This window comes from Thermomonospora echinospora, assembly GCF_900108175.1.
Lineage (GTDB): Bacteria > Actinomycetota > Actinomycetes > Streptosporangiales > Streptosporangiaceae > Thermomonospora > Thermomonospora echinospora.
In genome coordinates this window covers 34,476-57,983 of sequence record NZ_FNVO01000005.1, presented here as the reverse complement: position 1 = coordinate 57,983, position 23,508 = coordinate 34,476, and the positions used below count along the sequence as shown (strand labels likewise).

General features: G+C 73.0%; 21 protein-coding genes. 10 read left to right on the top strand and 11 right to left on the bottom strand.

The annotated features are described in order from the left end of the window. Positions 1 to 41: 41 nt before the first annotated feature. Together C4U03_RS13280 and C4U03_RS13275 are read left to right on the top strand one after the other, a co-directional pair. The gene (locus tag C4U03_RS13280; RefSeq protein WP_146087362.1) at positions 42 to 1,595 is read left to right on the top strand and encodes a penicillin-binding transpeptidase domain-containing protein; all 1,554 of its coding nucleotides are present in this window, start codon (positions 42 to 44) and stop codon (positions 1,593 to 1,595) included. Between the two features lie 121 nt (positions 1,596 to 1,716). Further along, positions 1,717 to 2,022: a DUF2218 domain-containing protein gene (locus C4U03_RS13275; RefSeq protein WP_103938058.1), complete on the top strand. Its 306-nt coding sequence runs from the start codon at positions 1,717 to 1,719 to the stop codon at positions 2,020 to 2,022. Between the two features lie 156 nt (positions 2,023 to 2,178). On the opposite strand, the gene C4U03_RS13270 is transcribed toward C4U03_RS13275, so the two are convergent. Genes C4U03_RS13270 through C4U03_RS13250 form a run of 5 tightly spaced genes read right to left on the bottom strand, consistent with a single transcriptional unit; the run spans position 2,179 to position 6,914 of the window. Continuing rightward, on the bottom strand, positions 2,179 to 3,453 hold the full coding sequence (locus C4U03_RS13270; RefSeq protein WP_103938057.1) for an ABC transporter substrate-binding protein: 1,275 nt from the start codon (positions 3,451 to 3,453) through the stop codon (positions 2,179 to 2,181). Positions 3,454 to 3,456: 3 nt separating this feature from the next. Continuing rightward, complete coding sequence (locus tag C4U03_RS13265) at positions 3,457 to 4,548, bottom strand: branched-chain amino acid ABC transporter permease (protein ID WP_103938056.1); 1,092 nt, start codon at positions 4,546 to 4,548, stop codon at positions 3,457 to 3,459. Further along, the gene (locus C4U03_RS13260; protein ID WP_103938055.1) at positions 4,545 to 5,426 is read right to left on the bottom strand and encodes a branched-chain amino acid ABC transporter permease; all 882 of its coding nucleotides are present in this window, start codon (positions 5,424 to 5,426) and stop codon (positions 4,545 to 4,547) included. The genes C4U03_RS13265 and C4U03_RS13260 overlap by 4 nt, the downstream gene beginning before the upstream one ends. A 1-nt stretch (position 5,427) precedes the next feature. Beyond that, positions 5,428 to 6,159: an ABC transporter ATP-binding protein gene (locus C4U03_RS13255; protein WP_103938054.1), complete on the bottom strand. Its 732-nt coding sequence runs from the start codon at positions 6,157 to 6,159 to the stop codon at positions 5,428 to 5,430. After that, the gene (locus C4U03_RS13250; protein ID WP_103938053.1) at positions 6,156 to 6,914 is read right to left on the bottom strand and encodes an ABC transporter ATP-binding protein; all 759 of its coding nucleotides are present in this window, start codon (positions 6,912 to 6,914) and stop codon (positions 6,156 to 6,158) included. The genes C4U03_RS13255 and C4U03_RS13250 overlap by 4 nt, the downstream gene beginning before the upstream one ends. Before the next feature lie 188 nt (positions 6,915 to 7,102). On the opposite strand from C4U03_RS13250, the gene C4U03_RS13245 reads away from it, so the two are divergent. From C4U03_RS13245 to C4U03_RS13215, 7 genes are all read left to right on the top strand, one after another. Beyond that, on the top strand, positions 7,103 to 8,482 hold the full coding sequence (locus C4U03_RS13245; RefSeq protein ID WP_103938052.1) for a PucR family transcriptional regulator: 1,380 nt from the start codon (positions 7,103 to 7,105) through the stop codon (positions 8,480 to 8,482). Continuing rightward, complete coding sequence (locus C4U03_RS13240) at positions 8,479 to 9,960, top strand: long-chain-fatty-acid--CoA ligase (RefSeq protein WP_103938051.1); 1,482 nt, start codon at positions 8,479 to 8,481, stop codon at positions 9,958 to 9,960. The genes C4U03_RS13245 and C4U03_RS13240 overlap by 4 nt, the downstream gene beginning before the upstream one ends. Positions 9,961 to 10,089: 129 nt before the next feature. Continuing rightward, positions 10,090 to 11,205, top strand: coding sequence for an iron uptake system protein EfeO (gene efeO / locus C4U03_RS13235; protein ID WP_103938050.1), 1,116 nt, complete (start codon positions 10,090 to 10,092; stop codon positions 11,203 to 11,205). Further along, positions 11,202 to 12,437, top strand: coding sequence for an iron uptake transporter deferrochelatase/peroxidase subunit (efeB, locus tag C4U03_RS13230; protein WP_103938049.1), 1,236 nt, complete (start codon positions 11,202 to 11,204; stop codon positions 12,435 to 12,437). The genes efeO and efeB overlap by 4 nt, the downstream gene beginning before the upstream one ends. Positions 12,438 to 12,469: 32 nt before the next feature. Next, on the top strand, positions 12,470 to 13,309 hold the full coding sequence (gene efeU, locus C4U03_RS13225) for an iron uptake transporter permease EfeU (protein WP_235017836.1): 840 nt from the start codon (positions 12,470 to 12,472) through the stop codon (positions 13,307 to 13,309). Positions 13,310 to 13,347: 38 nt separating this feature from the next. Beyond that, positions 13,348 to 13,923 carry a DUF4240 domain-containing protein gene (locus C4U03_RS13220; protein WP_103938491.1) on the top strand — a complete coding sequence of 192 codons (576 nt, stop codon included), beginning with the start codon at positions 13,348 to 13,350 and terminating at the stop codon, positions 13,921 to 13,923. An 87-nt stretch (positions 13,924 to 14,010) separates the two neighbouring features. Beyond that, positions 14,011 to 14,559: a cysteine hydrolase family protein gene (locus tag C4U03_RS13215; protein ID WP_235017835.1), complete on the top strand. Its 549-nt coding sequence runs from the start codon at positions 14,011 to 14,013 to the stop codon at positions 14,557 to 14,559. A 166-nt stretch (positions 14,560 to 14,725) separates the two neighbouring features. On the opposite strand, the gene C4U03_RS13210 is transcribed toward C4U03_RS13215, so the two are convergent. From C4U03_RS13210 to C4U03_RS13195, 4 genes are all read right to left on the bottom strand, one after another. After that, positions 14,726 to 15,664, bottom strand: coding sequence for a DUF4231 domain-containing protein (locus C4U03_RS13210; protein ID WP_103938048.1), 939 nt, complete (start codon positions 15,662 to 15,664; stop codon positions 14,726 to 14,728). A 28-nt stretch (positions 15,665 to 15,692) separates the two neighbouring features. Further along, on the bottom strand, positions 15,693 to 17,228 hold the full coding sequence (locus tag C4U03_RS13205; protein ID WP_103938047.1) for a cation:proton antiporter: 1,536 nt from the start codon (positions 17,226 to 17,228) through the stop codon (positions 15,693 to 15,695). Between the two features lie 423 nt (positions 17,229 to 17,651). Beyond that, positions 17,652 to 18,638, bottom strand: a complete 987-nt coding sequence (locus tag C4U03_RS13200) for an aKG-HExxH-type peptide beta-hydroxylase (protein WP_235017834.1) — start codon at positions 18,636 to 18,638, stop codon at positions 17,652 to 17,654. Positions 18,639 to 18,642: 4 nt separating this feature from the next. Further along, positions 18,643 to 20,250 carry an FxsB family cyclophane-forming radical SAM/SPASM peptide maturase gene (locus C4U03_RS13195; protein WP_235017833.1) on the bottom strand — a complete coding sequence of 536 codons (1,608 nt, stop codon included), beginning with the start codon at positions 20,248 to 20,250 and terminating at the stop codon, positions 18,643 to 18,645. A 172-nt stretch (positions 20,251 to 20,422) separates the two neighbouring features. On the opposite strand from C4U03_RS13195, the gene fxsA reads away from it, so the two are divergent. Continuing rightward, positions 20,423 to 20,611, top strand: coding sequence for an FxSxx-COOH cyclophane-containing RiPP peptide (gene fxsA / locus C4U03_RS13190; RefSeq protein WP_146087361.1), 189 nt, complete (start codon positions 20,423 to 20,425; stop codon positions 20,609 to 20,611). Positions 20,612 to 20,623: 12 nt separating this feature from the next. Here the strand turns inward: fxsA and C4U03_RS13185 are convergent, their stop codons facing one another. Next, positions 20,624 to 22,432 carry a toll/interleukin-1 receptor domain-containing protein gene (locus C4U03_RS13185; protein WP_103938044.1) on the bottom strand — a complete coding sequence of 603 codons (1,809 nt, stop codon included), beginning with the start codon at positions 22,430 to 22,432 and terminating at the stop codon, positions 20,624 to 20,626. A gap of 13 nt (positions 22,433 to 22,445) precedes the next feature. Then, the gene (locus C4U03_RS13180) at positions 22,446 to 23,459 is read right to left on the bottom strand and encodes a toll/interleukin-1 receptor domain-containing protein (protein WP_103938043.1); all 1,014 of its coding nucleotides are present in this window, start codon (positions 23,457 to 23,459) and stop codon (positions 22,446 to 22,448) included. Positions 23,460 to 23,508 lie beyond the last annotated feature (49 nt).

Here is a 23,508-nt window from a genome sequence, read left to right as displayed (position 1 = left end):
CAGGTGAACACAATGCCGGGGAACGTCGAAGGGAGTCGGCCGTGCGGTCTCGTGGGGTGCTCGTCCTGGCCGGGATGCTGGCGGTCGTCCTGGCCGCCGGCGCGGTCACCGCGTTCTCGATGTCGCGCAAAGTGCGGGGCAGCCCCGAGCAGGCCTCCCGCGACTACTTCGCCGCCTGGCGGGACGGCGGGCTGGAACGGATGTCGCGGCTGGTCGCCGACCCTCCCGGCGACTTCGCCGTTCAGCACCGCGCCCTGTCCAACGGGCTGAAGGTCTACTCGGTCGAGCTCGAACCGGGGCCCCTCGTCCGGGATCCCGGGGGTGAGAGCGCGTACCAGGAGTTCGAGGTCACGCGGAACCTCGCCGGCCGCGTCACCTGGACCTACCGGTCGACCCTGCGCATGGGCCTGGTGGACCGGCGATGGAAGGTCCTGTGGTCGCCCGCCACCCTGCACCCCGACCTGCGCGGCCCCGCCACCTGGAAGCTGGCCGAGACCGAGTCGGCCCCGGCCACGTTCCTGGCCCGGGACAAGCGGCCGCTGCCAGGAGACGGAACCCTCCAGCCCTATATCGCCGCCCTGGCCGAACGCTTCGGCGACTCCGGCGACTCCGGCGACTCCGGTGACGACACCCGGGGCTGGGCCGTCGAGTTGATCCAGCCCGGCGCCGGTCCCCGGCGGCTGGCCGTGCTCGGTGCCGAGTCCCCCGAGAGGATTCGCACCACCCTGGACCGCACGTTGCAGTCCGCCGCCGAGAAGGCCGTCTCCGGTAAGACCGCCGCGATCGTGGCCGTCCGCCCGTCCACCGGCGAGATCCTGGCCGTCGCCGACCGGCTCGGCGGACGCAACGCCTTCCTGGGGAACTACCCGCCCGGCTCCACCTTCAAGGTCGTCACCGCCGCCGCCCTGCTGTCGGACGGCATGTCCTCCTCCGGCGGCGTCGACTGCCCCGGGTCGGTCGTCACCGCCCAGCGCACCATCCGCAACTCTGAGGGCCTGGCCCTCGGCGGCACCTCGCTGCGAGAGGCCTTCGCCCACTCCTGCAACACCACCTTCGCTCGGCTGGCGGTCGAACGGCTGCGCGCCGCCAAGCTCGCCGAGGCCGCCGGAACGTTCGGCTTCGGCGGACCCATAGCCCCCGGCATCGCGGCCGTCCGGGGCTCCTTCCCCGAGCCGGGCAACGGCGCGGAACTGGCCGAGGCGGCGATCGGGCAGGGCCGCGTCCAGGCCAGCCCCCTGGTGATGGCCATGGTCGCCGCGGCGGTCGCCGACGGAACCTGGCGCTCGCCCCGGCTGGTCGACGCCAAGCTGATCCGCGGGACCGGCGACCGCCCCCAGCCGTCCCACGACGTCCCGAACGCCGCCGCGCTGCGCACCATGATGCGCGCGGTCGTCACCGACGGCACCGCCGAACGTGCCGGCCTTCCGTCCGGCACCGCCGGCAAGACCGGCACCGCCGAGGTCGGCGGCGGGGAACCCCACGCCTGGTTCGTCGGCTACCGGGACGACCTGGCCTTCGCCGCCTTCGTCGCCGGCGGCGGCTCGGGCCCCGAGGTCGCCGCCCCCCTGGCCGCCCGCTTCCTGCGCGCCCGCTGATCCTCGTGGCGGCCCGGACTCCGGGCCGCCCACCAGATTCGGATGGCTCTGGTGGCGGTTATTGTCGAACCGTATTCAGGTACGTCGTGATATGTGCGTATGCCGCCTGAGGAGCGCCGTAATGATCGAGTCGACCGCCCGGGTGACCACCGACCGGCCCGCCCGCTACATCAAGCAACTGTGCGACCACCTCGGCCGCAGGGTCACCACCACCGTCGAGGGCGACACCGGCCACGTCGCACTCCCCGAAGGCGCGGGCGCCTGCGACCTGCGGGCCGAGGACGGCGTCCTGGTGATGACCGCCACCGCCCCCGACGCCGAGGGCCTGGCCCGCGTCGAGGACGTGGTCGGCCGCCACCTGGAGAGGTTCGGCACCCGCGAGTCCCTCACCGTCTCCTGGATCCGCACCACCGCTGAGGGGGAGTAGCCACCCCGAGACGGCGGCCACCGGGCCGGAGCGTCCGGAACGAAATCCCGCCGCCAAGCCCGTGGTGAGGGCACCCGGCCGTGCGGCGGACACGGACCAGCGGCCCGGCGCGGGAGAGGTCCGCGCCGGGCCGGAGGCCGGGAGCCGGGGGCCGGGCTAGTCGGTCAGCGGGCCGAACTCCTTGCGGGTGTCGATGACATTGCCGAACAGCTCCCAGCGCTCGCCCTTGAAGCGCATGAGCTGCATCGACTCGATCGGGAAGCCGTCGTCGGGTCCGGTCTGCAGCGTCACGCCCGGCAGCAGCATGTCGACCTGGACGTTGTTCAGGTTGCGGACGGAGTCGCGCAGCCCCTCGCGGGTCGGGCACTTGGCGGCCTGCATCGCCTTGTGGAAGCTGCTGGCCACCGCCCAGCCGAAGGCGTGGTAGGGGATGTTCGGGTCGGCGCCGGGCGCGTACTGCTTCATCTTCGCCCGGTACAGCCGCATCTCCGCGTCGTCGTTCCACTGCGGGTCGGTGGGGTCCTTGTAGTAGGTGGCCGAGACGACGCCCTGCACGTTCTTGAAGCCGACCGGCTGCAGGACGGTCCGCGAGGCGGCCACGTTGTTGACGATGTGCAGCGGGTTCCAGTCGGTGTTCCTGGCGTCGGCGGCCAGCGCCTGCGAGCCGAACTTGGGCGTGGTGACGTTCAGGAACACGTCGGCCTTGGAACCGGCGAGGTTGCGCATCTGCGGGTCGATGCTGGGGTCGGAGACCTCGTAGCTCTGCTCGGCGACGACCTTGACGCCGCTGCCCGCGATGGCCTTCTTGAACCCGCCGAGCAGGTCCTTGCCGAAGTCGTCGTTCTGGTAGAGCACCGCCACCTTGGCGGCGGGCCGGTCGGTCTTGAGGTACCGGGCGTAGACGCGGGCCTCGGAGACGTAGTTGGGCTGCCAGCCGATGGTCCACGGGTGCCTGGTGTCGGTGCCCCACAGGGAGGCGCCGGTGGCCACGAACACCTGCGGCACCTTGCGCTGGTTGGTGTAGTCCCAGGTCGCCGCCGTGGACGGGGTGCCCAGTGTCTGGAACAGGGCGAAGACCTGCTCCTGCTCGACCAGCCGGCGGGCCTCCTCGACCGCCTTGGGCGGCTGGTAGCCGTCGTCGCGGACCAGGAACTCCACCTTGCGCCCGCCGATCCCGTTCTGCTCGGCGTTGACGTAGTCGAAGTACGCCTTGATGCCCTTGGGTATGTCGCCGTAGGCGGAGGCGGGCCCCGACAGCGGGTAGATGCCGCCCAGTTTGATGCTCTTGTCGGTGATGCCGGTGGTCTGCTGCCCCTTGCACGCGCCCGAGGCCGCGGTACCCCCGCCGTCGTCCCCCCGCCCGCCGCAGGCGGTCGCCGCCAGCAGTACGGCCGCCACCGCCGCCGTCCGGCGGATCGTCGATGCACCCATCTGTCACTCCCTCCGGAGGGTCCTGCGAATCCGGCCCGCCGCCCGTCCGGCCAGCCCGGCCAGCCCGGTCGGGGCGACGTACATCACCGCGATGATCAGCAGGCCGAAGATCACGCCGGGCGCGGCCTTGTTGATGTCCTGGGACCAGGACGGCACGAACATCACGAACAGCCCCCCGAGCAGCGGCCCGGACAGCGAGCCCAGACCGCCGACGACGATCCCCGCGAGCAGGGTGATCGAGAGGGTGACCGGGAACGAGTCCGGGGAGACGAACCCGATCACCCACGTGTAGACGCAGCCCGCCGCCCCGGCGAACATCGCGCTCCAGGCGAAGGCGAGCGTCTTGTAGAACGGCAGCCGCACGCCCATGACCTCGGCCGCCGCCTCGTTGTCGCGGACGGCGTGCAGGGCCCGGCCGACCCGCGAGCGCAGCAGGTTGCGGGCGAGCAGGAAGGCGGCGACCGCGACCGCGAGCGCCAGGAAGTACAGCCACTGGTCCTCGGCCAGTCCGGTCCACGCGGGCGGCGCCGGCTTCGTCAGCGTCAGCCCCATGGAGCCGCCGGTCACCGACTCGAACCGCTTGAGCAGTGGGACCAGGAAAACCGCGATGGACAGCGTCACCAGCGCCAGGTACAGGCCGTGCAGCCGGACCGCCGGCACCCCCAGCCCCAGGCCGAGCACGAACGCCACCGCCGCGGCGACGGGCAGGGTCAGCAGGTAGGGCACGTCCCAGCGGTCGAGCATGAGGGCCGCCGCGTACGCCCCCACCGCGAAGAACGCCCCGTGCCCCAGCGAGATCTGCCCGGCATGGCCGACCAGCAGGTTCAGCCCCAGCAGCGCCACCGCGTAGACCAGCACCATCGTCAACTGGAAGACCCGGAACGGCACCAGTTGGAACGGCGCATAGCAGGCCGCCAGGAGCAGTGCCGCCAGCGCGATCGGCCGCCACCGCTCCACCGCCGCGTCCCGCAGCCGCGCGCCCCACGAGCCGGGCTCCCCGGACGCGTCCCGCCCGGGGGCCTGGACCTCGGCGGGCTCCGCCGCGGCCTCGTTCGCCGTGCTCGCCGTGTTTGCCGTGTTCGCCGTCTCGCTCATGCCCGCTCCACCGTCGCCCGCCCGAACAGGCCCTGGGGCCGCAGCAGCAGGACGACCAGGATGATGACCAGCGGCACCCCGATCTTCAGGTCCGAGCCGACGACGTCCACGTACGCCCCGGCCAGGGTCTCGGCGACGCCGACGACCAGCCCGCCGACCACCGCGCCGGCCGGGCTGTCGAAGCCGCCGAGGGTCGCCGCCGCGAACGCGTAGATCAGGACGCCGCCCATCATGTTGGGCTCCAGGAACAGCAGCGGGGCCACCAGCACCCCCGACACCGCCCCCACGGTGGCGGCCAGGCCCCAGCCGAGCGCCAGCGTCCGGCCCACCCGGATGCCCACCAGCCGCGCCGAGTCGGGGTCGGCGGCCACCGCGCGCATCCCCAGCCCGATCCCGGTGTGCCGGAACAGCAGGTACAACAGCCCCATCACCAGCCCCACCACGGCCAGGATCCCCAGCGTCGGGTAGCCGACGGCGACCCCGCCGGCCCGCAGCGCGCCGTCGGGGAACGGGTTGGGAAAGTCCTTGATCAGGAACGACCAGATCCAGCCGGCGGCGGCGTTGACGAAGATGAACAGCCCCACAGTGACGATCACCATGGTCAGCTCGGGAGCGCCCTCCACCGGACGGATCACCACCCGCTCGATCAGCATTCCGCCGGTGAACGACACCGTCAGCGTGATCGCCAAGGCCGCCCAGAACGGCAGCCCCGCGTCCATGAACTGCCAGGCCACATAGGTGGAGAACATGGCCAGCTCGCCCTGCGCGAAATTCACGATGCCGGTGAACCGGTGGATCAGCACCAGGGCCAGGGCCAGGCCGGCGTAGATCGCCCCCGCGCCCATGCCCTCCACGACCTGCTGCGCGAACCCGGCCATGTCAGACCCGGTATCCCAGGTAGGACCGGGCGACCTGCTCGTCGGCCCGGATCCGCTCGGCCGGTCCCGACAGCACGATCCGGCCGGTCTCCAGGACGTGCGCCTGCCGGGCGATGCCCAGCGCCAGGTGGGCGTTCTGCTCGACGACGACCACGGTGGTCCGCTCCTCCTCGTTGATGGACCGCACGATGCCGAACAACTCCCGGGTGACCATCGGGGCCAGGCCGAGGGACGGCTCGTCCAGCAGCAGCAGCCGGGGCCGCAGCATCAGCGCCCGCCCGAGCGCGAGCATCTGCTGCTCGCCGCCGCTGAGGCTGCCCGCCTGCTGCTTCAGCCGTTTCCGCAGCACCGGGAAGTAGCCGTGGACCCGTTCCAGGTCGGCCTGCACGGCGGCGCGGTCCCGCCGGGTGAAGGCGCCCAGCCGCAGGTTCTCCTCGACGGTCAGCGGCAGGAACGTGCCGCGCCCCTCGGGCACGTGGGCGACCCCCAGCCGGGCCACCGCGTCCGGCGGCCGTCCCAGCAGGCCGGTGCCGCCGAGCCGGACGGCGCCGCGGCCCTTGACCATGCCGCACAGCGCCCGCAGCAGCGTCGTCTTGCCCGCGCCGTTGGGGCCGAGGATCGCGCAGACCTCGCCCCGGCCCACCGTCAGGCTCACCCCGTGCAGCACCCGCGCGCCGCCGTATCCGGCGTGCAGGTCCTCCACCACCAGGAAGTCGTCGTCCGGCGTGCTCATGCGGGGGTCCCCAGGTAGGCCTCGACGACGGCCGGGTTCTGCTGGACCTCCGCGGGCGAGCCCTCGGCGATCTTGCGGCCGAAGTCCAGGCACACCACCCGGTCGCAGGTGCCCATCACGAAGCCCATGTGGTGCTCGACCACGACCACGGTCACCTCGAAGTCGTCGCGGACGGCCCGCAGGGTGCCGGCGAACTCGGCGACCTCCGCCGAGTTCAGCCCGTTCACCGGCTCGTCCAGCAGCAGCAGCCGGGGACGGGCGGCCAGCGCGCGGGCCAACTCGACCCGTTTGAGGGTGCCGAACGGCAGCCCGGCCGCCGGATGGCCGGCCACGTGGGCCAGGTCCAGCCGCCGCAGTAGCCCGTCGGCCTCCGCGCGCAGCCGCTCCTCCTCGCGGCGCACCCCGGGCAGCCGCATCCCGGCCGACAGGAAGCCGGCCCGCCCGTGGTGGTGCGCGCCGACCAGCACGTTGTCGCGCACCGACAGGCGCGGGAACAGGCCCAGGTTCTGGAAGGTTCGGGCGATGCCCAGCGCCGCGACCGCGTGCGGCGGCACCGCCAGCAGGTCGGCGCCCTGGTAGCGGACCGTGCCCGCGTCGGCCCGGTACCGGCGGGTCAGGCAGTTGAACAGGGTCGTCTTGCCGGCTCCGTTCGGGCCGATCAGCCCGACCGTCTCGCCGTGCCGCACCTCGAAGCCGACCCCGTCCAGGGCCGTGATGCCGCCGAAGCGGACGGTGAGATCGCGTACCTCCAGCATCCGGCCTCCTGGGGGTGGGCGGCGGGCGGCCTTGCGGAGTAGGGCGTCAGCGTAAGATCCGCCGGTCAGGGCCGCATTGGGCACGATCACCCAAGATGGCGGGCGGGACTTGTCCACCGCACACAGGCTCTGTCTCGGAGGGGTCACGGGGCGTTGACGCGCCCCGGACCGGCAAGGATCATCCGGGCATGTCCGGTGGTTTCAGCACGGAAACGCTCACCGGTGCGGACACCGTCCGCGCTGAACGCTCGCGCATCCTGTCCGACCTCCTGCACCACGTGGACGACCTGGCCGCGACGGCGCTGGCGGCGATGCGCGCGGAGATCCCCGCCTACCGGGACAGGGATGCCGGCTTCCTCGCCGACGCCCGCGACCAGATCGCCCGGCACTACCGCACCAAGCTCGCCGTGCTGCTGGAGGAGCGCACGGTGACCCTCGACGACATCGCCTTCACCCGCCGCGCGGCGATGCGGCGGGCCCGGGCCGGGCTGGCCCTGGCCGACTACATCAACGCCTTCCGGGTCGGCCAGCAGGTCTTCTGGGAGGCGGTGGTCGAGCGCGCCGGGCGCACGTTCGCCGGTCACGAGGCCGCCCTCACGCTGGCCGCCCCGCTGATGCGCTACTGCGACTTCGCCAGCACCCAGGCCGCCAACGCGTACATGGAATTCCAGCAGTACGCCGCCGCCGAGGCGGTCCGCGAGAGCCGGGACCTGCTGGAGACCCTGCTGGACGGGGAGGCGCCCACGCGGGGCCCGCAACTGGCCGCCGCCGGCGCGCACGGCCTGACCCCCGGCACCCGCACGCCCCTGGTGGTGGTCGTCGCCGTTCTGGTCGGTCCGGCCGACCGGACGGCGGTGGCCACGGGGCCCGACCAGGGCGCCGACGCCCGGCACGCGGCCTGCGCGGCGATCGCCCGGACGGGGGTGAACGGCCTGCGGACGCTGTCGGTCGTCCGCCGCTCGGAGATCGTGGCCGTTCCCGCGCTCGGCCCCGGCGGCGACGCCGGGCGACTGTGCGACCGGCTGCAGGCGGTACGCGAGGGACTGCTCGGCGAGGGCATCGCGCTGGCGATGGGCATCAGCACCGTGGCCTGCGGCATCGGCCAGGTCCCGCAGGCCTACCGGGAGGCCCGCGCGGCGCTGGAGTTCCTGCCCGAGGACGGGGGCGTGGCGGCGCTGCCCCGGCTCACCCCGTTCCAGTACCTGGCGATGCGGGCCGACGACACGGCCCGGCACCTGGTCGACCCGCGCATCGCCGCGCTGCTGGCCGAGGACCGGGAGCGCGGCGGCGTGCTGACCGCCACGATCCGCGCGTTCGCCGCCGCCGACCTCAACCTGCGCGCCTCCGCCGAGCGGCTGCAGATCCACCACAACACCGCCCAGTACCGGCTGCGCCGCATCCAGGAGCGGACCGGCCGCAACCTGCGCCACATCACCGACCTGGTCGAGTTGTTGGTGGCCATCGCGCTGCAGGACTCCCGGCCGCGGGCCACCAATCCGGGGCGGAAAAGACTGGTCTCCGCGACCAATGAGGACGGCCGGAGCGCGGACGTACCTTCTGGGGCATGAACCTCGCGGACCGGCTGCCCGCCGCCGCCGGACGGCTCGGCGGCAGGACGGTTCTCACCCTCGACGGCGCGGGGCTCAGCTACCACGCGCTGGAGGCGCTGAGCGCCCGGGTCGCCGGGCTGCTGCGCGGGCGCGGCGTCGGGCCCGGCGACCGGGTCGCGGTCATGCTGCCGAACGTCCCGGAGTTCGCCGTCGTCTACTACGGAGCGCTGCGGGCCGGCGCCGTGGTCGTCCCGCTCGACCCGCTGCTGAAGCGGCGGGAGATCGCCGCCTACGTCGGCGATTGCGGGGCCCGGCTGCTGGTCGCCTGGCACGCCTGTGCCGAGGCGGCCGAGGCCGGGACCGCCGGCACCGGCGCCGACTGCCTGTTCGTGGTGCCCGAGGAGTTCCGCCGACTGCTGCGCGGGGCGGTGCCCGTCGGCGAGGTCGCCGCGACCTCGCCCGACGACATCGCCGTCCTGCTCTACACCGCCGGGACGACCGGCCGGCCCAAGGGCATCGAGCTGACCCACGGCAACCTCGCGGGCAACGCCGCGACCGTCGCCCGCATGCACGCCCTCGGCGTGGACGACGTGGTGCTCGGGGCGCTGCCGCTCTACCACGCGTTCGGGCAGACCTGCGCGCTCAACGCCACCGTCCACGCGGGCGGGCGGCTGACCCTGATGCCGCGCTTCGACCCGGGCCGGGCCCTGGAGCTCATCCGGCGCGACGGGGTGACCGTCTTCCAGGGCGTGCCCGCCATGTACATCGCGCTGCTGGACCAGCCCGGCGCCTCGGACATGTCGCTGCTGCGCGTGTGCGTCAGTGGCGGCGCGGCCCTGCCGCCGGCCGTGCTGCGGGCCTACGAGACCCGGTTCGGCTGCCGGATCGTCGAGGGCTACGGGCTGAGCGAGACCTCGGCGGTGGCCGCCGCCAACCGGGGTGGCCACCGGCGCAGGCCCGGCTCCGTCGGCCGTCCCGTGCCGGGCGTGGAGATGCGGGTGGTCGGTGACGATGGGCGAGAGCTGTCGCCCGGCGAGATCGGCGAGATCGTCGTGCGCGGCCCCAACGTCATGAAGGGCTACTGGCGGGACCCGGCCGCGACCGCCGAGGCGATCCGCGACGGCTGGTTCCACACCGGCGACCTCGGCCGTACGGACGGCGACGGGTTCTTCTTCCTGGTCGGCCGCCGCCGCGACGTGATCATCCGCGGTGGCCGCACGGTGTACCCCGGCGAGGTCGAGGAGGTGCTGCACGAGCACCCCGCCGTGCGCCAGGCCGCCGTCGTCGGCGTCCCGCATCCCGAGCTCGGCGAGGAGGTCGCGGCGGTGGTGGCGTTGCGCGCCCCGGTCGAGCCGGAGGAACTGCGCGAGTTCGTCCGGGAACGGGTCGCCGCCTACAAGTACCCCCGCCACGTCTCGTGCGTCGACGAACTGCCCACCGGACCCACCGGCAAGATCCTCAAACGCGCCCTCACGCCGCCGGGTACGGCCCGGTGACATGAACCTGCCCCTGAAGTGGGCAGATTGCGACTTAGGGGCTGGCCGAAAAAGGGGGCCTGCCCGTTGGAACGTCGGGCGAGGAGGAGTACCTTAGGCCAGCCTTACCTGTCCCCTCTGGGAGTCCGCATGCCATCCGTTCGTCTCGCCGGTCTTGCCGCGCTCATGATCCCTCTGCTGGCCGCCTGCGGCGGAACCGACGACGCGGGCGGCGGGGCGGCGGCCGCCACGGCGATCGACGCCACCGACACCGCCTGCGAGGTCGGCCGTACCGAGTTCCCGGCCGGGACCATCGACTTCAAGGTCACCAACAAGGGCAGCAAGGTCACCGAGGTCTACGTCTACGGCCCCGGCGACAAGATCATGACCGAGCGGGAGAACATCGGTCCCGGCACCTCGGTGGACTTCACCGTCCAGCTCGACGCGGGCAAGTACCAGATCGCCTGCAAGCCCGGCATGGTCGGCGACGGCATCCGCAAGGACATCACCGTCACCGGGCGCGCCGCCGCAGGCGACCCCCAGCTGGCCAAGGCCGCCGCCGACTACAAGGTCTACGTCACCGCCCAGGTGGACGACACCCTCGCCAGGACCCGCGAGTTCGTCAAGGCGGTCAAGGACGGCGACGTCGCGCAGGCCAAGCGGCTGTACGCCCCGTCCCGCCTCGGCTGGGAGAGCGTCGAGCCGGTCGCCGAGTCGTTCGGCGACCTCGACCCGCGCATCGACGCCCGGGAGGCCGACCTGGAGGAGGGCCAGGAGTGGACCGGCTGGCACAAGCTGGAGAAGGCGCTGTGGAAGACCGGCTCGGTCAAGGGCGAGGAGGCCACCGCCGACCGGCTCGTCAAGGACCTGGAGGAGCTGCGATCGCGGATCCCGGCCCTGGAGTTCAAGCCGGTCAACATGGCCAACGGCGCCAAGGAACTGCTGGACGAGATCTCCACCGGCAAGATCACCGGTGAGGAGGAGGCGTTCTCGCACACCGACCTGGCCGACTTCAAGGCCAACCTGGACGGCGCGCAGAAGGTCCACGAGCTGCTCAAGCCGGTCGTGCAGGCCAAGGACCCGGCGCTGGCCGTCACGCTGGACGAGGAGTTCGGCAAGGTGCACTCGCTGCTGGCCCGGTACGAGAAGGGCGACGGCTACGTCTCCTACGACACCGTCGGCCAGGACGAGCGCAAGAAGCTGTCGGACGCGGTCAACGGGCTGCACGAGCCGGTCTCCAGGATCGCGGGAGTGATCTCGCGATGACCGCCGGGCCGGACACGGCGGGCGGCGGGCGGGTCTCCCGCCGCCGGATGCTGGGCCTGTCCGGGGCCGGGCTGCTGGTGGGCGCGGCGGCCGGCGCCGGAGTGGACCGGGCACTGGCCGACCACCACGAGACCCCCGGCGGGGCCGTGCCCTTCCACGGCGCCCACCAGGCGGGCATCGCCACCCCCGTCCAGGACCGGCTGCACTTCGCCGCGTTCGACGTCGTCACCGAGGACCGCGACCGGCTCGTCCGGCTGCTGAAGGAGTGGACCGCGGCCGCCGCCGCCATGACGGCGGGCCGCCCGGTGGGACGGGGCGCGGTCGGCGGGGTGGCCGAAGCCCCGCCCGACGACACCGGGGAGGCCCTGGGGCTGCCGCCCTCCCGGCTCACCCTGACCATCGGGTTCGGCGCCTCGCTGTTCGCCAAGGACCGCTTCGGCCTCCAGGACCGCCGCCCGCCCGCCCTGGTCGACCTGCCGCACTTTCCCGGCGACAAGCTCGACCCCCAGCGCAGCGACGGCGACATCGCCGTCCAGGCGTGCGCGGACGACCCGCAGGTCGCGGTGCACGCCGTGCGCAACCTGGCCCGCATCGGCTTCGGCGTGGTGTCGGTGCGCTGGTCCCAGCTCGGCTTCGGCAAGACCTCCTCCACCACCCCGGACGCGCAGACCCCGCGCAACCTGATGGGCTTCAAGGACGGCACCGCCAACATCCCCGGCACCGACGACGACCTGCTCGCCAAACACGTCTGGGCGGCGGCCGCGGACGGGGCCGACTGGATGGCCGGGGGCTCCTACCTGGTGGCCCGGCGCATCCGGATGCACATCGAGACCTGGGACCGCGCCTCGCTGGCCGAGCAGGAGCAGATCATCGGTCGCGACAAGAAGGAGGGCGCCCCGCTCGGCGCCCGCCGCGAGCACGACCCGGTCGACCTGCGCCGTCTGGCGGCGGACGCGCACGTCCGGCTGGCCCACCCCGACAGCAACGGCGGCGCCCGCATCCTGCGGCGCGGCTACTCGTTCACCGACGGCAGCGACGGCCTCGGCCGCCTGGACGCCGGCCTGTTCTTCCTCGCCTACCAGCGCGACCCGCGGACGGGATTCATCCGCATCCAGCGCAACCTGGCCGGCGACTCGCTCAACGAATACCTCCAGCACGTCGGGTCGGGGCTGTGGGCCTGCCCGCCCGGCGTCCGGCGCGGCGGTTACTGGGGCGACACCCTGTTCCGCTGACCCGCGCCCCACGCCATCGAAAGGAGCAACCGGTGCTGCTGGGCAACTACCTGATCGGCCTGCGAGAGGGCCTGGAGGCCGCGCTGGTCGTCAGCATCCTCGTCGCCTACCTCGTCAGACGGGACCGCCGGGAGGCGCTGCTGCCCGTGTGGACCGGGGTCGGGTCCGCCATCGCGCTGAGCGTCTGCTTCGCGCTGGTGCTCAACCTGCTGATCTCCCGGGAACAGCACTTCCGGATCCAGGAGCTGGCCGGCGGCATCCTGTCGCTGGTGGCGGTCGGGCTGGTCACCTGGATGATCTTCTGGATGCGTACCGCCGCCCGTTCCCTCAAGGGCGAGTTGGAGGGCCGGCTGGAGGGCGCCCTGGACGTCGGCCCGCTGGCCCTGGCCACGGTCGGCTTCCTGGCGGTCGGCCGGGAGGGCCTGGAGACCGCGCTGTTCCTGTGGACCAACACGCAGAACTCCCAGTCCGGCGCCCAGCCCATCATCGGCGCGGTGCTTGGCCTGGCCACCGCCGTCGTCATCGGCTACCTGCTGTACCGGGGCGGCCTCAAGCTGAACCTGCGCACCTTCTTCACCTGGACGGGCGCCGGTCTGATCCTCGTCGCCGCCGGGGTCTTCGGCTACGGCTTCCACGATCTGCAGGAGGCGGACGTGCTGCCCGGTCTCAACGCGGTGGCCCTGGAACCGGCCTCCTTCTTCGCCGGGCTCGGCCGGGTCGGCGAGTGGCTGCAGACCCTCCTGCACGGCATCCTCAACGTCACCCCCACCATCACCTGGCTGCAACTGGTCATGTGGTGCCTGTACGCGGTCCCGGTGATGTACCTGTTCCTGCGTCCGCACCGCCCCGCCGCGGCGCCGTCCACCGCGTAGCGGACCCGGCCCGACGGGGCTCCACTAGGTTGATCGTCGTGGACATCGACATCTGGTGGGGCCTCGTCGAACGGGCGCGGCGGGCGGCCGGCGACCGGGCCGACGACCGCGACCTCCCCGACGACCCCCTGCCGGACATCCTCACCGGACTGTTGTACGAGCTGGGGGCCGCCCAGATCATCGACTTCGACCGGATCCTGGTCGAGGTCATGGACACCGCCTACCGGTACCCGCTCTGGAACGCCGCCTACCTCATCGAGGGCGGCTGCGGCGACGACGGCTTCATGGACTTCCGCGCCGGGCTGGTGCTCCAGGGCCGCGCCGTCTTCACCCAGGCCGTCGCCGATCCCGACTCGCTGGCCGGTCTGCCCGTCGTGGCCCGGATGGGCCGCGACGAGGGCGGCTGGATCGGCTGCGAGGGCATGAACTACGTGGCGGTGAACGCCTACGAGCGCCTGCGGGGCGAGCGGGAGTCGTTCGACGCGGCCATGGAGGCCGCCCTGCGCGGGATGGACCGGCCGGCACGCGCGGCGGGCGAGAGCTGGGACCCCGAGGACGAGGACGAGTGCCGCCGCCGCCTTCCCCGCCTGTCCGCGCTGTTCCTGGACTCCTGAGAACCCCGTTCTGCCCCGCCGGCGGCCCGCCCCGCCACCGGCGGGGCGGGCCGCCGTGAGACGAGTAGGCCGGGTCCTCCTGGGCAGATGCGGGGGGTGAGTACCACCGCGCTGATCGTCATCGACATGCTGAACCCGTACGAGCACGAGGACGCCGACGCCCTCGCGGACAGCGTCGAGAAGATCGTCGAGCCGCTGCGAGGTCTGATCGAGCGGGCCCGCGAGCGGGACGACGTCCGCCTGCTGTACGTCAACGACAACTACGGAGACTTCTCGACCACCCGGGACGATCTGGTCGAGAGCGCCCTGAAGGGGCAGCGGCCCGACCTGGTGGAGCCCATCGCCCCCACGCCCGACTGCGCGTTCCTGCCCAAGGTCAGGCACAGCGCGTTCTACGGCACCTCGCTGGAGTACCTGCTGCTTCGTGAGCAGATCGGGGATGTCGTCCTGGTCGGCCAGGTCACCGAGCAGTGCATCCTCTACAGCGCCCTGGACGCCTACGTCCGCCATCTGAAGATCAAGGTGCCCCGGGACGCCGTCGCGCACATCGACCCGCACCTGGGCGAGGCCGCCCTGCAGATGATGGAGCGCAACATGCGCGCCGAGATCGTCACCGCCGCCACCTGCCTCACCTGAGGCACCTGACGGCACCCGACGGCACCGGGCGGCCGAGGACCCGCCGCGGTGGCCCCGCCGGGTCCGGGAGACGCCGTCCGCGCACCTCGGCCGTTCGAGGCGCCGCGCACCGGGGAGTGTCCGATCTCCGGTGGGGCCGGACGACCTGTGCTCAGGACCCGGTGGGTCACTCGTCGCCCGAGACCTTGGCCATCCACGCCTCGTTCTGCGCGGAGATCACCAGTTCGCATTCGGCGACGAACTCGTCGTCGGCTTCAGGGTCGCCGCCGCCCATGGCCGTCCGGCGCGCCAGCAGCCTCTCCAACTGGTCGGCGGTACGGGAGAACTCCAGTTCCTGGTACTCGTACCTGGACGCGGCCGAGTGCGTCGCCACGGCGACCGCCACCGTGGTGGCCACGGCGACCCAGGCGGCGGCCTGCGCCACGGCGAACGCGCCGGCCAAGGCGCCGAGGACGGCGCCCAGGGCGCCGAGGGCGATCTCGATCCGGCGGACGGCCGTGACCCGGCGCCGCATCCTCCGCGCGCCGGGCCGGTAGTACCCGTCGAGCTGCGCCTCCACCCGCCGGGTGACGTAACCGCCGATGCCGGTGATGTCCGGCAGTTCGCGCCGGACCGGTTCGAGTCCCGTGAGGTGGCGCGTCAGATCCGAGCCGTCGGCCTGGACGCGGTCCGTGCGCTCCAGCAGCAGCACCGCCCGGTCCGGCCCGCGGTAGGGGCCCGCTCCGGCCAGGAAGACATAGACCTCCGACTTCAGCGCCTCGGAGATCGAGCGCAGCCTCGTCCAGTCCCGGACCGTCTCCGGCCTGGCACCGCGCACGACGATCGGCACCAGCGCCGCCGCGGCGGCGGATCCGAAGGCCAGTCCCTTGCCCAGCGGGGCGTTCCAGCCCATCAGCTGGGCGGCGGCGGTGCCCAGGACGGCGGCGGCGGTCCCGAGCAGCAGACCGGCCAGACGCGCCCGCCCGATCCCGGCCTTCAGCCGGCCGGCGGCCTGCGACCACTGGCTCTGCCGCCGCCACACCCGGGCGGCCGTCGCGATCCCGTCATCGTCCGGCCGGGGCCGCGGCGGGGAGGGCGCGGAATCCTCCGGGGACCTTCCCGTCATCGTGCCGTCCCCGTGCCGACCGCCGAGTTCATGCGGGCCATCGGCCGAACCTGCCGATCAGGGCGACGAGCCTGCCTCCGGCCGGGGGCGGCGCGGGATATCGGCCGAAGGGCGGGGCGAGCGGGTCCGCCGTCCCGGCGGACGGCCGGTCGCCGAAGGAAACGTGTCCGGGCCGGACCGGGCCGCCCCCGGTCCCGGTGCCGTGCACCAGGGCGGGGGAGTGCGCGGTGGAGCCGCTCTCGGCCGGTAGACCGCCCTCGGGCAAGCGGTCGTCCTCGGCTCCGTGATCGTCCTCGGGCGCGGTGCGGTCGCCGGATGCTCCGATGCCGCGGGCCAGGGCGGCGGACGCGCCGGGTCCTCGGCCGGAGGCGGGATCGGGGCGCCGCCGTGCCGACCGCCCGGCCCACCATCGCGCGCCCGGGAGCGGCACCGCGATGTCGCCCCTGTCGTACCGCGCGTACAGCGCGTTCGCCACCAGGTGCAGGACGTTGACGACCAGGACCGCCGGGGCCACGATCCCCACGACCGCGGGGAACATCGGCTGCAGCAGCAGCGCCAGGATGATGGCGGTGATCCCGTTCTGCTGGGCGATGGCCAGCGGGATCCGGTCGCCCGGCTCCTGCGCCCGGGTCAGGAACACGCTCACCACCGCCTGGGCCGCGAAGGCGGTGACGCCCAGCACCAGCCCGGCCGCGAGGTCGACCCGCACCGACAAGATGACGCCCACCCCCAGGACGGCCAGCAGGAAGGCCGTCTGGGTGAGTCCGTCGAGCACGCGTGCGAACGCCTCGGGCGCACCGCGCACGACGGGACGGACGAACAGCCCCAGCAGCGCGATGCCGAGCATCCAGAACTGGCTGACGGCCACCGCCGCGGCGGCCAGCAGCAGCCCGCAGGCCACGGCGAAGGACAGGTCGGCACCGGATCCGCGCCGGGCCCGGATCCGCCCTCGGACGAAGAACCACGTCCCGGTGAAGACCGCCGCGAGGGCCAGGTTGGCGGCCAGCCCGAGGAGCACGCCCCCCGCGCCGCCGGCGGTGAAGGCGGTGAACTCGGCCGACCCGTCCAGATGGTGCAGGGTCACCGACAGCGTCGCGGCGTAGATGGTCAGCAGTGTGGTCACCGGGTCGTCGAACGACGCCCACGACAGCAGCAGCGCCTTGCCCCGTTCGGACATCCGGGACGAGTGCTGGAGGGCCGACACCGACAGCGGGTCGATCTGCGCCACCGCCACCCCGAGCACCAGCGCCTCGGGGCCCGGGAACAGCACCACCATGACGGCGGTGATGAGCACGGCCTTGACCAGCACCCCCACCGTCACCGCGAGCACGACCGTGCGCAGGTCGGCCCGCAGATGCCGCAGCTCGATCCCGTGCGTGCTGCTGTAGAGGCCGATCGCCAGCAGCGCGGTGACGAGGAGGAAGTAGGGCTCACCGGTCACCAGGTCCATGACCGGGCCGGGACCGGCGGCACGGCCCAGGGCGACGCCGACGGAGGTCACCACGGCCGCGACGGCGAGCCTGCCCCCCGCCGAACCGCTCCCCAGGTATTTCTGCACGTTCACGCGGCATTCCCCGTTCCATGTCGAGGACACAGGGCGCCGCCAGGCCCTGACATCTCCATGTCGAGCGTTCCTGCAGGGCGATCTCAGTGTAATCCGGCGAAAGATCGTTCACCAGTTTCCCCGGCCGCCGGCGGGGTTCTCTGGTTTCACCGATGCGCTTCCGGGCACCATGGGCGCGCATCCATGCCCACCGATGACTCTATTAAGGCCATCCGCAATATCGCCGTATGCTCGCCCGAATGCGGGTTTCCCGCCGAACTGCACCGTCCGCCCGCAGGCTCGCGGCCCATCACCCGGCATCCCACGGGCCACGGGGCGCTCACCAAAAATGTCATAAGCCGCAATTCCGGCAATTCCTGGTGGGAGTGGTCTTTTGGCGGCCATGGTCAGGCGGCCGGGGAGACCTCCGGCGTACGGCGGGCGTCACCTGGCAGGGGCGCCGTTGTGCCTGCTCCACAGCGTGCGGTGCCGCTCGGCCCTGAGCCGGGCCAGCCGGACCGCGTGCGGGGGGATCGGCTCGTTCCCCCAGTCGCGCAGGGTACGCGCCATCTCGTTGACGAATGCCGTGCCGGTCGCGGTCAGTCCGTCCCCCCGCAGCAGCTCCGTGCAGGCCAGTAGTGTCGCCGACCGCCACCGCTCGAACTCCGCGTGCGGTTCCACGTCGTGCGGCTGGTGGCGGCGTTCGCGGCGCCAGAAGTCCGCGACTCCCAGATGCGCGTAGGCGCCCTGCAACAGCCCGTAGATCGGACGGGGGTCGTCACGCCAGGGTGCGTAGTAGCGCCGCTGGTGTCCGGGCCTGATCAGCGCGACGGCGTCGAGCAGCATCGCCAGCTTCACGTGCTGGACCTCGTGCGCCAGGGTGAGCGCCAGCGCGCGGGGCTCACCGGCCGCCGACAGGGCGATGGTGCCGTGCACCTCGCGGGAACTGGCGCTGCTGCGGCCACGGGCCGGCCCGGCCAGCGGGGTGATCACCCGGATCAGCCCGCGGATCTCCGCGGCGGTGCCGGGATGCCGCCGTACCAGCAGCCGCCAGGCGGCCCGCAGGTCGCTCTCCCAGTCCTGGGTCTCGGCCGCGGTCAGCCGGTCCCGGACCCCGAGCGCGGGCATCCGGTACGGGTCCAGGTCGTCGATCAGCAGATCCAGCCGCAGACCGTCGCAGACCGCCGACACCCGGCGCAGCCCGCGCCAGCCCGGCGCGTCCCGGTGCGGGTCGGCCGGGACAGTGATCCGGGCGCCGCCGGACGTGATCCGCGCGCCCTCCGCCGTGACGCGCACCATGGCCGACGACCGCCCGCCGCCCGGCAGCGCCAAGCCCAGGGAGGGCAGCATCAGGCGGCCCCCGCTGACCGGCACCCGTACCGAGCAGTCCGCGCCCGCCCGGACGGCCGCCGCGGCGGCCAGCGCGCCCATCTGCTCAGGACCGGCCGCCCCGGCCGGGGGAGGGATCCCCCGGAGCAGCGCCCTGACCGCGAGCCCGGCCCACGCCCCGACCGAGGGGTGGCAGATCACCGCCCGGACGGCGGCCGGATGACGTTCCTGGAGACCGGCCAGTGCCTCGTACCCGGCGTGCACCCAGGCCGCCGTGTCGGGATCGCCGGCGGTCCGCGCGGCCTCCAGCACCCCCCGGACGAGTAGCGTGTGCCGGCTCAACCAGATGCCGCGCAGTAGCCGCTGCCCAGCCCCGCCGCCGCGCCCGGCGGCGAGTTCCGCCAGCGTCTCCTCCGGAACCCGGTGATAACGAACGCGCACACCCGCCCCCTCGGTCCGCCAGCCGGGAGATGTCACGGGCCAGCCTGGATCTGATGTGCCTGATCAGCCGGAGCATGTCCGGGCAGTAGACCGAAGGATTCCGGAAACCGTTCCGGAGGTGGTATCGGTGCGCGTAATGCCCGCCACCACAGATCTCTTTTTCGGGACACCGGGCGCAGGTGGCGCACAACGCCCGGGCGCCGATCTGCCGGGCCGCGACGAACGGTGAACGCAGCACCGAGTCGAACGGATCCCGGGCGACGTTCATACCGGTGGCCGGCGCTCCCGGATATGCGGACTTGAGAATGTCGGACTGCTCGATGGAGCCGTCGGTCTCGACGACCACGACGCCCACCGGGGACAGCCCCACCGCCTCGCTGGAGGAGGGCCCGCCCAGCAGCAGATGCATGACGTCCTGGAAGATCCTGACCTTGGTCTCCCGCCTCGGCGCCCCGTACCAGCGGTCGAAAACGGCGGCCAGCCAGTCGCCGTACGGGGTCGCGGGAGATCCCGCCGTGCGCCCCGGCGGAGGAGCCGACCAGTTGCCGTGCGGCAGCAGGAAGTCGACGGCCGGGGGCGCGAACTCCAGCAGCGCCTCGTAGGTGGCGACCGGGTCGTTGCGGACGTCGACGGTGCACAGCAGCCCCGTGAAGAGGTGCCGGTACCGGTCCGCGGTCAGCCGCTGGAGGGCGGTGCGCACCTGCGCGTGGCTGCCCCGGCCGTCGGCGTGCCGGCGGTGGCGGTCATGGCCCTCGGCGGTGCCGTCCAGGCTCACCCCGACCCGGATCAGCTGCCGGTCGAAGACCTGCAGCTCCCGCTCGCCGAGGCGCAGGGCGTTGGTCTGGACACGCGCCACGACCCGCTCCCCGCCGTGCGGGGACGGGCCCGCGGTGGCGCGCACCGCCGCGCGTATGTCGCGCACCGTGCGGCCCAGCGTCTCGGCGCCCGCCAGCAGCGGCTCGCCGCCGTGCAGGATGAGCTTCACCGAGGGCAGATCGTGGTCGCGGACGTGCTCGGCGATGCGGCGAGCGGTCTGCGCGACGACGGAGGGGGACATCCGCGTCGGCCGGTCCCGCCAGCTCTGGTCGGCCATCTCGTAGACGTAGCAGTGGTCGCAGGCCAGATCGCAGCGGCCGTGGACCTTGAGCACGAACTCCCGGAAGGCGGTGGGCCGCCAGCCGCCGGCGAGCAGTGCCCCGACGTCGAGGCCGGCGGGCCACGGCGCGGCTGCGCCGGAACCGTCCGAACCGTCCGAACCGGTATACGAGATCATTTCGACCGCCCGGATCAATGCCGGTCACCGTCGGCCCCATGGTAACCCAGGGACCGCAGAAAGCGCTTATCGGAATGTGATCGGCTGTAGCACGCCGTCGCGCGGTGAAAGGTTTTCTGCAAAAATCGCCGGCAGGCGGGCGAAGCGGGCCTGCGGTCCTGAGGGGGTGCTCATGTGCGAAGCCGGATCGGATTCTCCTGACCGGTTGCCCGATGTCGGCGGCATCCCGTTGCGTGCGCTCGATGAACTGGGCGAATCGGCGTTGGCGCACGCGCTGTCCCGGATAATTGTGTCACTTGACACAAAGTCGGCGGAGGCGGCGGTCGCTTTCCAGTCCCTCATCGACGACGATTACCCTTGAGCCGTCCCTGAGCTACCCCTGGGCCGCCGGACCGCCGCCCCAGGAGCCGGCGGCCCGCTGAGCAATCCGGAGGATCTCCGGCAGCACCGGATCGTTGGGGGCCAGGATGGTCAGCTCGGCCACCATGGTCAGCAGCAGTTCCGGGGTGCGGTGCCGCAGGCACCGGCTGACCAGATTGGACAGCCTGGTCGACAGGAAGTCCGAGTACGGCAGGCCGAGCGGCCCGTGCACGTCCTCGATGCCCCGGATCCACGCCCGGAACGTGGCCTCCTCCCGGATCGCCTCCACCTGGGCCAGCACCGGGACCATCTGCTGGCGGACGGTGCCCGCCGCACCGCCGCGGTCCTGCTCGGGCGTCTCCACGTCGAGGGCGGGGACGGAGGAGACGGAGGAGCGGGGCGTGGACGGCGCGGCGGGGGAGGGGAAGGCGGGCGGCACCGCCACCGCCATCCCGTGGTCCAGCGGGGGGAGGTCGAGATCCGCGGCCGCGATGACGGCCTTGGCCACCTGCGCGCGGAGGTCGAAATAGGCCTTGCCGCTCTCCCGGTAGAGGTCGAGCAGAGGGACGTCCCCGAATCCCCCCTGGGTGTTCTGCAGCCGTGCGATGGCGGGCGGCAGCGACCTGTTGGTCTTCGACCAGCGCAGCGGCAGCAGGCAGCGCGGGCGCGGCCCGCCATCGCGGACCGCGCGGCCGATCCGCTCGTCGAAGACGGCCCACTCGCGCCCGCACCAGCGGCTGCCCAGGTACTTGTTGGACAGCAGGGCGAGCATGACGCGCGTGGTGCGGACCTTGTCGATGAGGACCTCCTCCCACAGGTCCCCGACGAGCAGCCCGTGATGGTCGATGAAGCCGCGCACCTCCCGGCCGGGGCCCACCAGGGCCTTGACGCCCTCCTCGACGTCCTCGTGGAAGCCCACCACGAGTTCGCGGTCGACGTCACGGGCGTAGCTGGTGAAGAAGGTGACGGGGGGTCCGGTCACACCGTCCTCCGATGCCGGGGCCCGCTGGACCACGGAGACCCGTGGCGGTCCGGGGTCCTGGCGAACGGGTGGAACGACCGGGGACGCCGGCGCGTCCGCCCGGGGATGCGCCTGCTCGGCGAGGCCGAGCAGGCGCAGGCACAGCTCGATCGACAGCTCCCGCCGGTCGTGGAGGTGCCGGCCGACCTCGCTGAGCAGGGCGGGCCGGTCGTCGAGCAGCCGCGCGATCTGCTCGATCCGCGCGATCTGCTCGATCCGCTCGGGCCGGGACGGGTCGCCGGTCCCGTCGCCCCGGGATGCCATCGCCGTCAGCAGAATGATCGACTCGCGGCGGGACAGCCGTGCCAGCCGGACCGGCTCGGCCTCCGCGGCGCCGTTGCGGCCGGTGATCAGCACGTGCCCGGGACCGGAGGGCAGCCAGGACGGCAGGGAGCCGGGTTCCTCGGCGCCGTCGAAGACCAGCAGCGACCACGGGTCCAGGACGAGCCCGCCGCGGCCGTCGCGGGCCGGGACCGGCCCGCCGCCGGCCCGCGCGGTCCTGGCGAACACGTCGTACTGGGCGTCCAGGTCCCGGCCCGGACGGCAGTCGAACCACCAGATCAGGTTGTAACGCTGGCCGAAGCGGTGACAGTACTCCAGCGCGAACGCGGTCTTGCCGGAGCGGGGCAGCCCCTCGGCGTCGCACAGCAGCACGGGCCGTCGCCGGAGCAGCTCGCTGACCTGCTGCAGTTCGTCGTCGCGGCCGACGAAGTGCCGGTTGCGCGGGCCTCGGTTGCAGGCGGGGGGCGGTGACGTGGGACCCCGGGGCGGGCCCGGCGGTCTCGGGGGGATCGGGGCCATCGTGGTGGGCGGGCTAGGCGCTACGTCTTCGTACCGCGTTGAGCAACTCCCTGATCACGCCGGCCTCCAGCCCGTAGAGCCTGATGACGCGTTCGCCGAGGCCGCCGGGCAGCGGTTCGCGGTCGATCTGGACCCGAATCAGCTCCTCGTGCTCGTCCTCGTCCGGGGCCAGCACCGACTGCCAGTCCGGGTCCTCCTCGCGGATCGGGGCCCGGTGGGGGGCGACGTAGTTGTGCGACAGCACGGCGATGACCCGGTCCCCGGTGCGCCGGGCCCGGTCGACCGCCTCGGTGAGCCGTTCGGAGCGGCCCGCGTTCCAGCGGATCAGCTCCACCTCGTAGTCGTTGTCGCGCAGCAGGTTGCCGATCCACTCCGCCCAGGGCTGGTCGGCGCCGACATAACTGATCGCGACGGTGCGCGGCCGTTCGGCCGGCGCCGCCGCTCCCGCGCGGCGGTCGTCGCCGGGCTCCTGGGAGCCGAAGGCCGGGCGCACGGCCGCGGCGGCGGCCGGGTCCAGTTGCCGTAGCCGGACCCGCTCGGCCGCGAAGACCTGTTCGGCGATCCTGCGCACCATCCCGTAGTAACCGCCCTCGTCGCGCAGTTGGTGGGTGCGCATCAGCTCGTACAGGCCCGACGTCCGGTAGGGCTCCGGTGTGACGGAGGCCCAGAAGTCGGGCATGGGACGCACCGCATCGGGCAGCGGGCCGCGCAGCGGGCGCCAGCGGATGGGAATGAGGCAGTGGTCGCGCGCCCCCGCGTCCGGCCGCGACCGCTCCGCGAAGATCGCCCATTGCCGGCCGCAGCCGAGATCGCGCAGATAGCGGTCGGAGATCAGGGCGACCATGGCGGGGGCCGTCGCGGCGACCCGGACCGGATCGGCCGGCGGCGCGGCCATCGCGCCCCCGGCGTACGGTCCCTGCCGTATCCGCAGTTCCCGTTCGAGATCGGAGTGAAAGCGGCGGACCCAGGGCCGGTCCTCGCCCGGGGCGTAGCTGGTGAAGAAGTAGGTCTTCACGTCACCTCGCATGGCGGCATAGGGACCCCCGGAGTCCTCATGGCACCCGAGCGCCGACCGG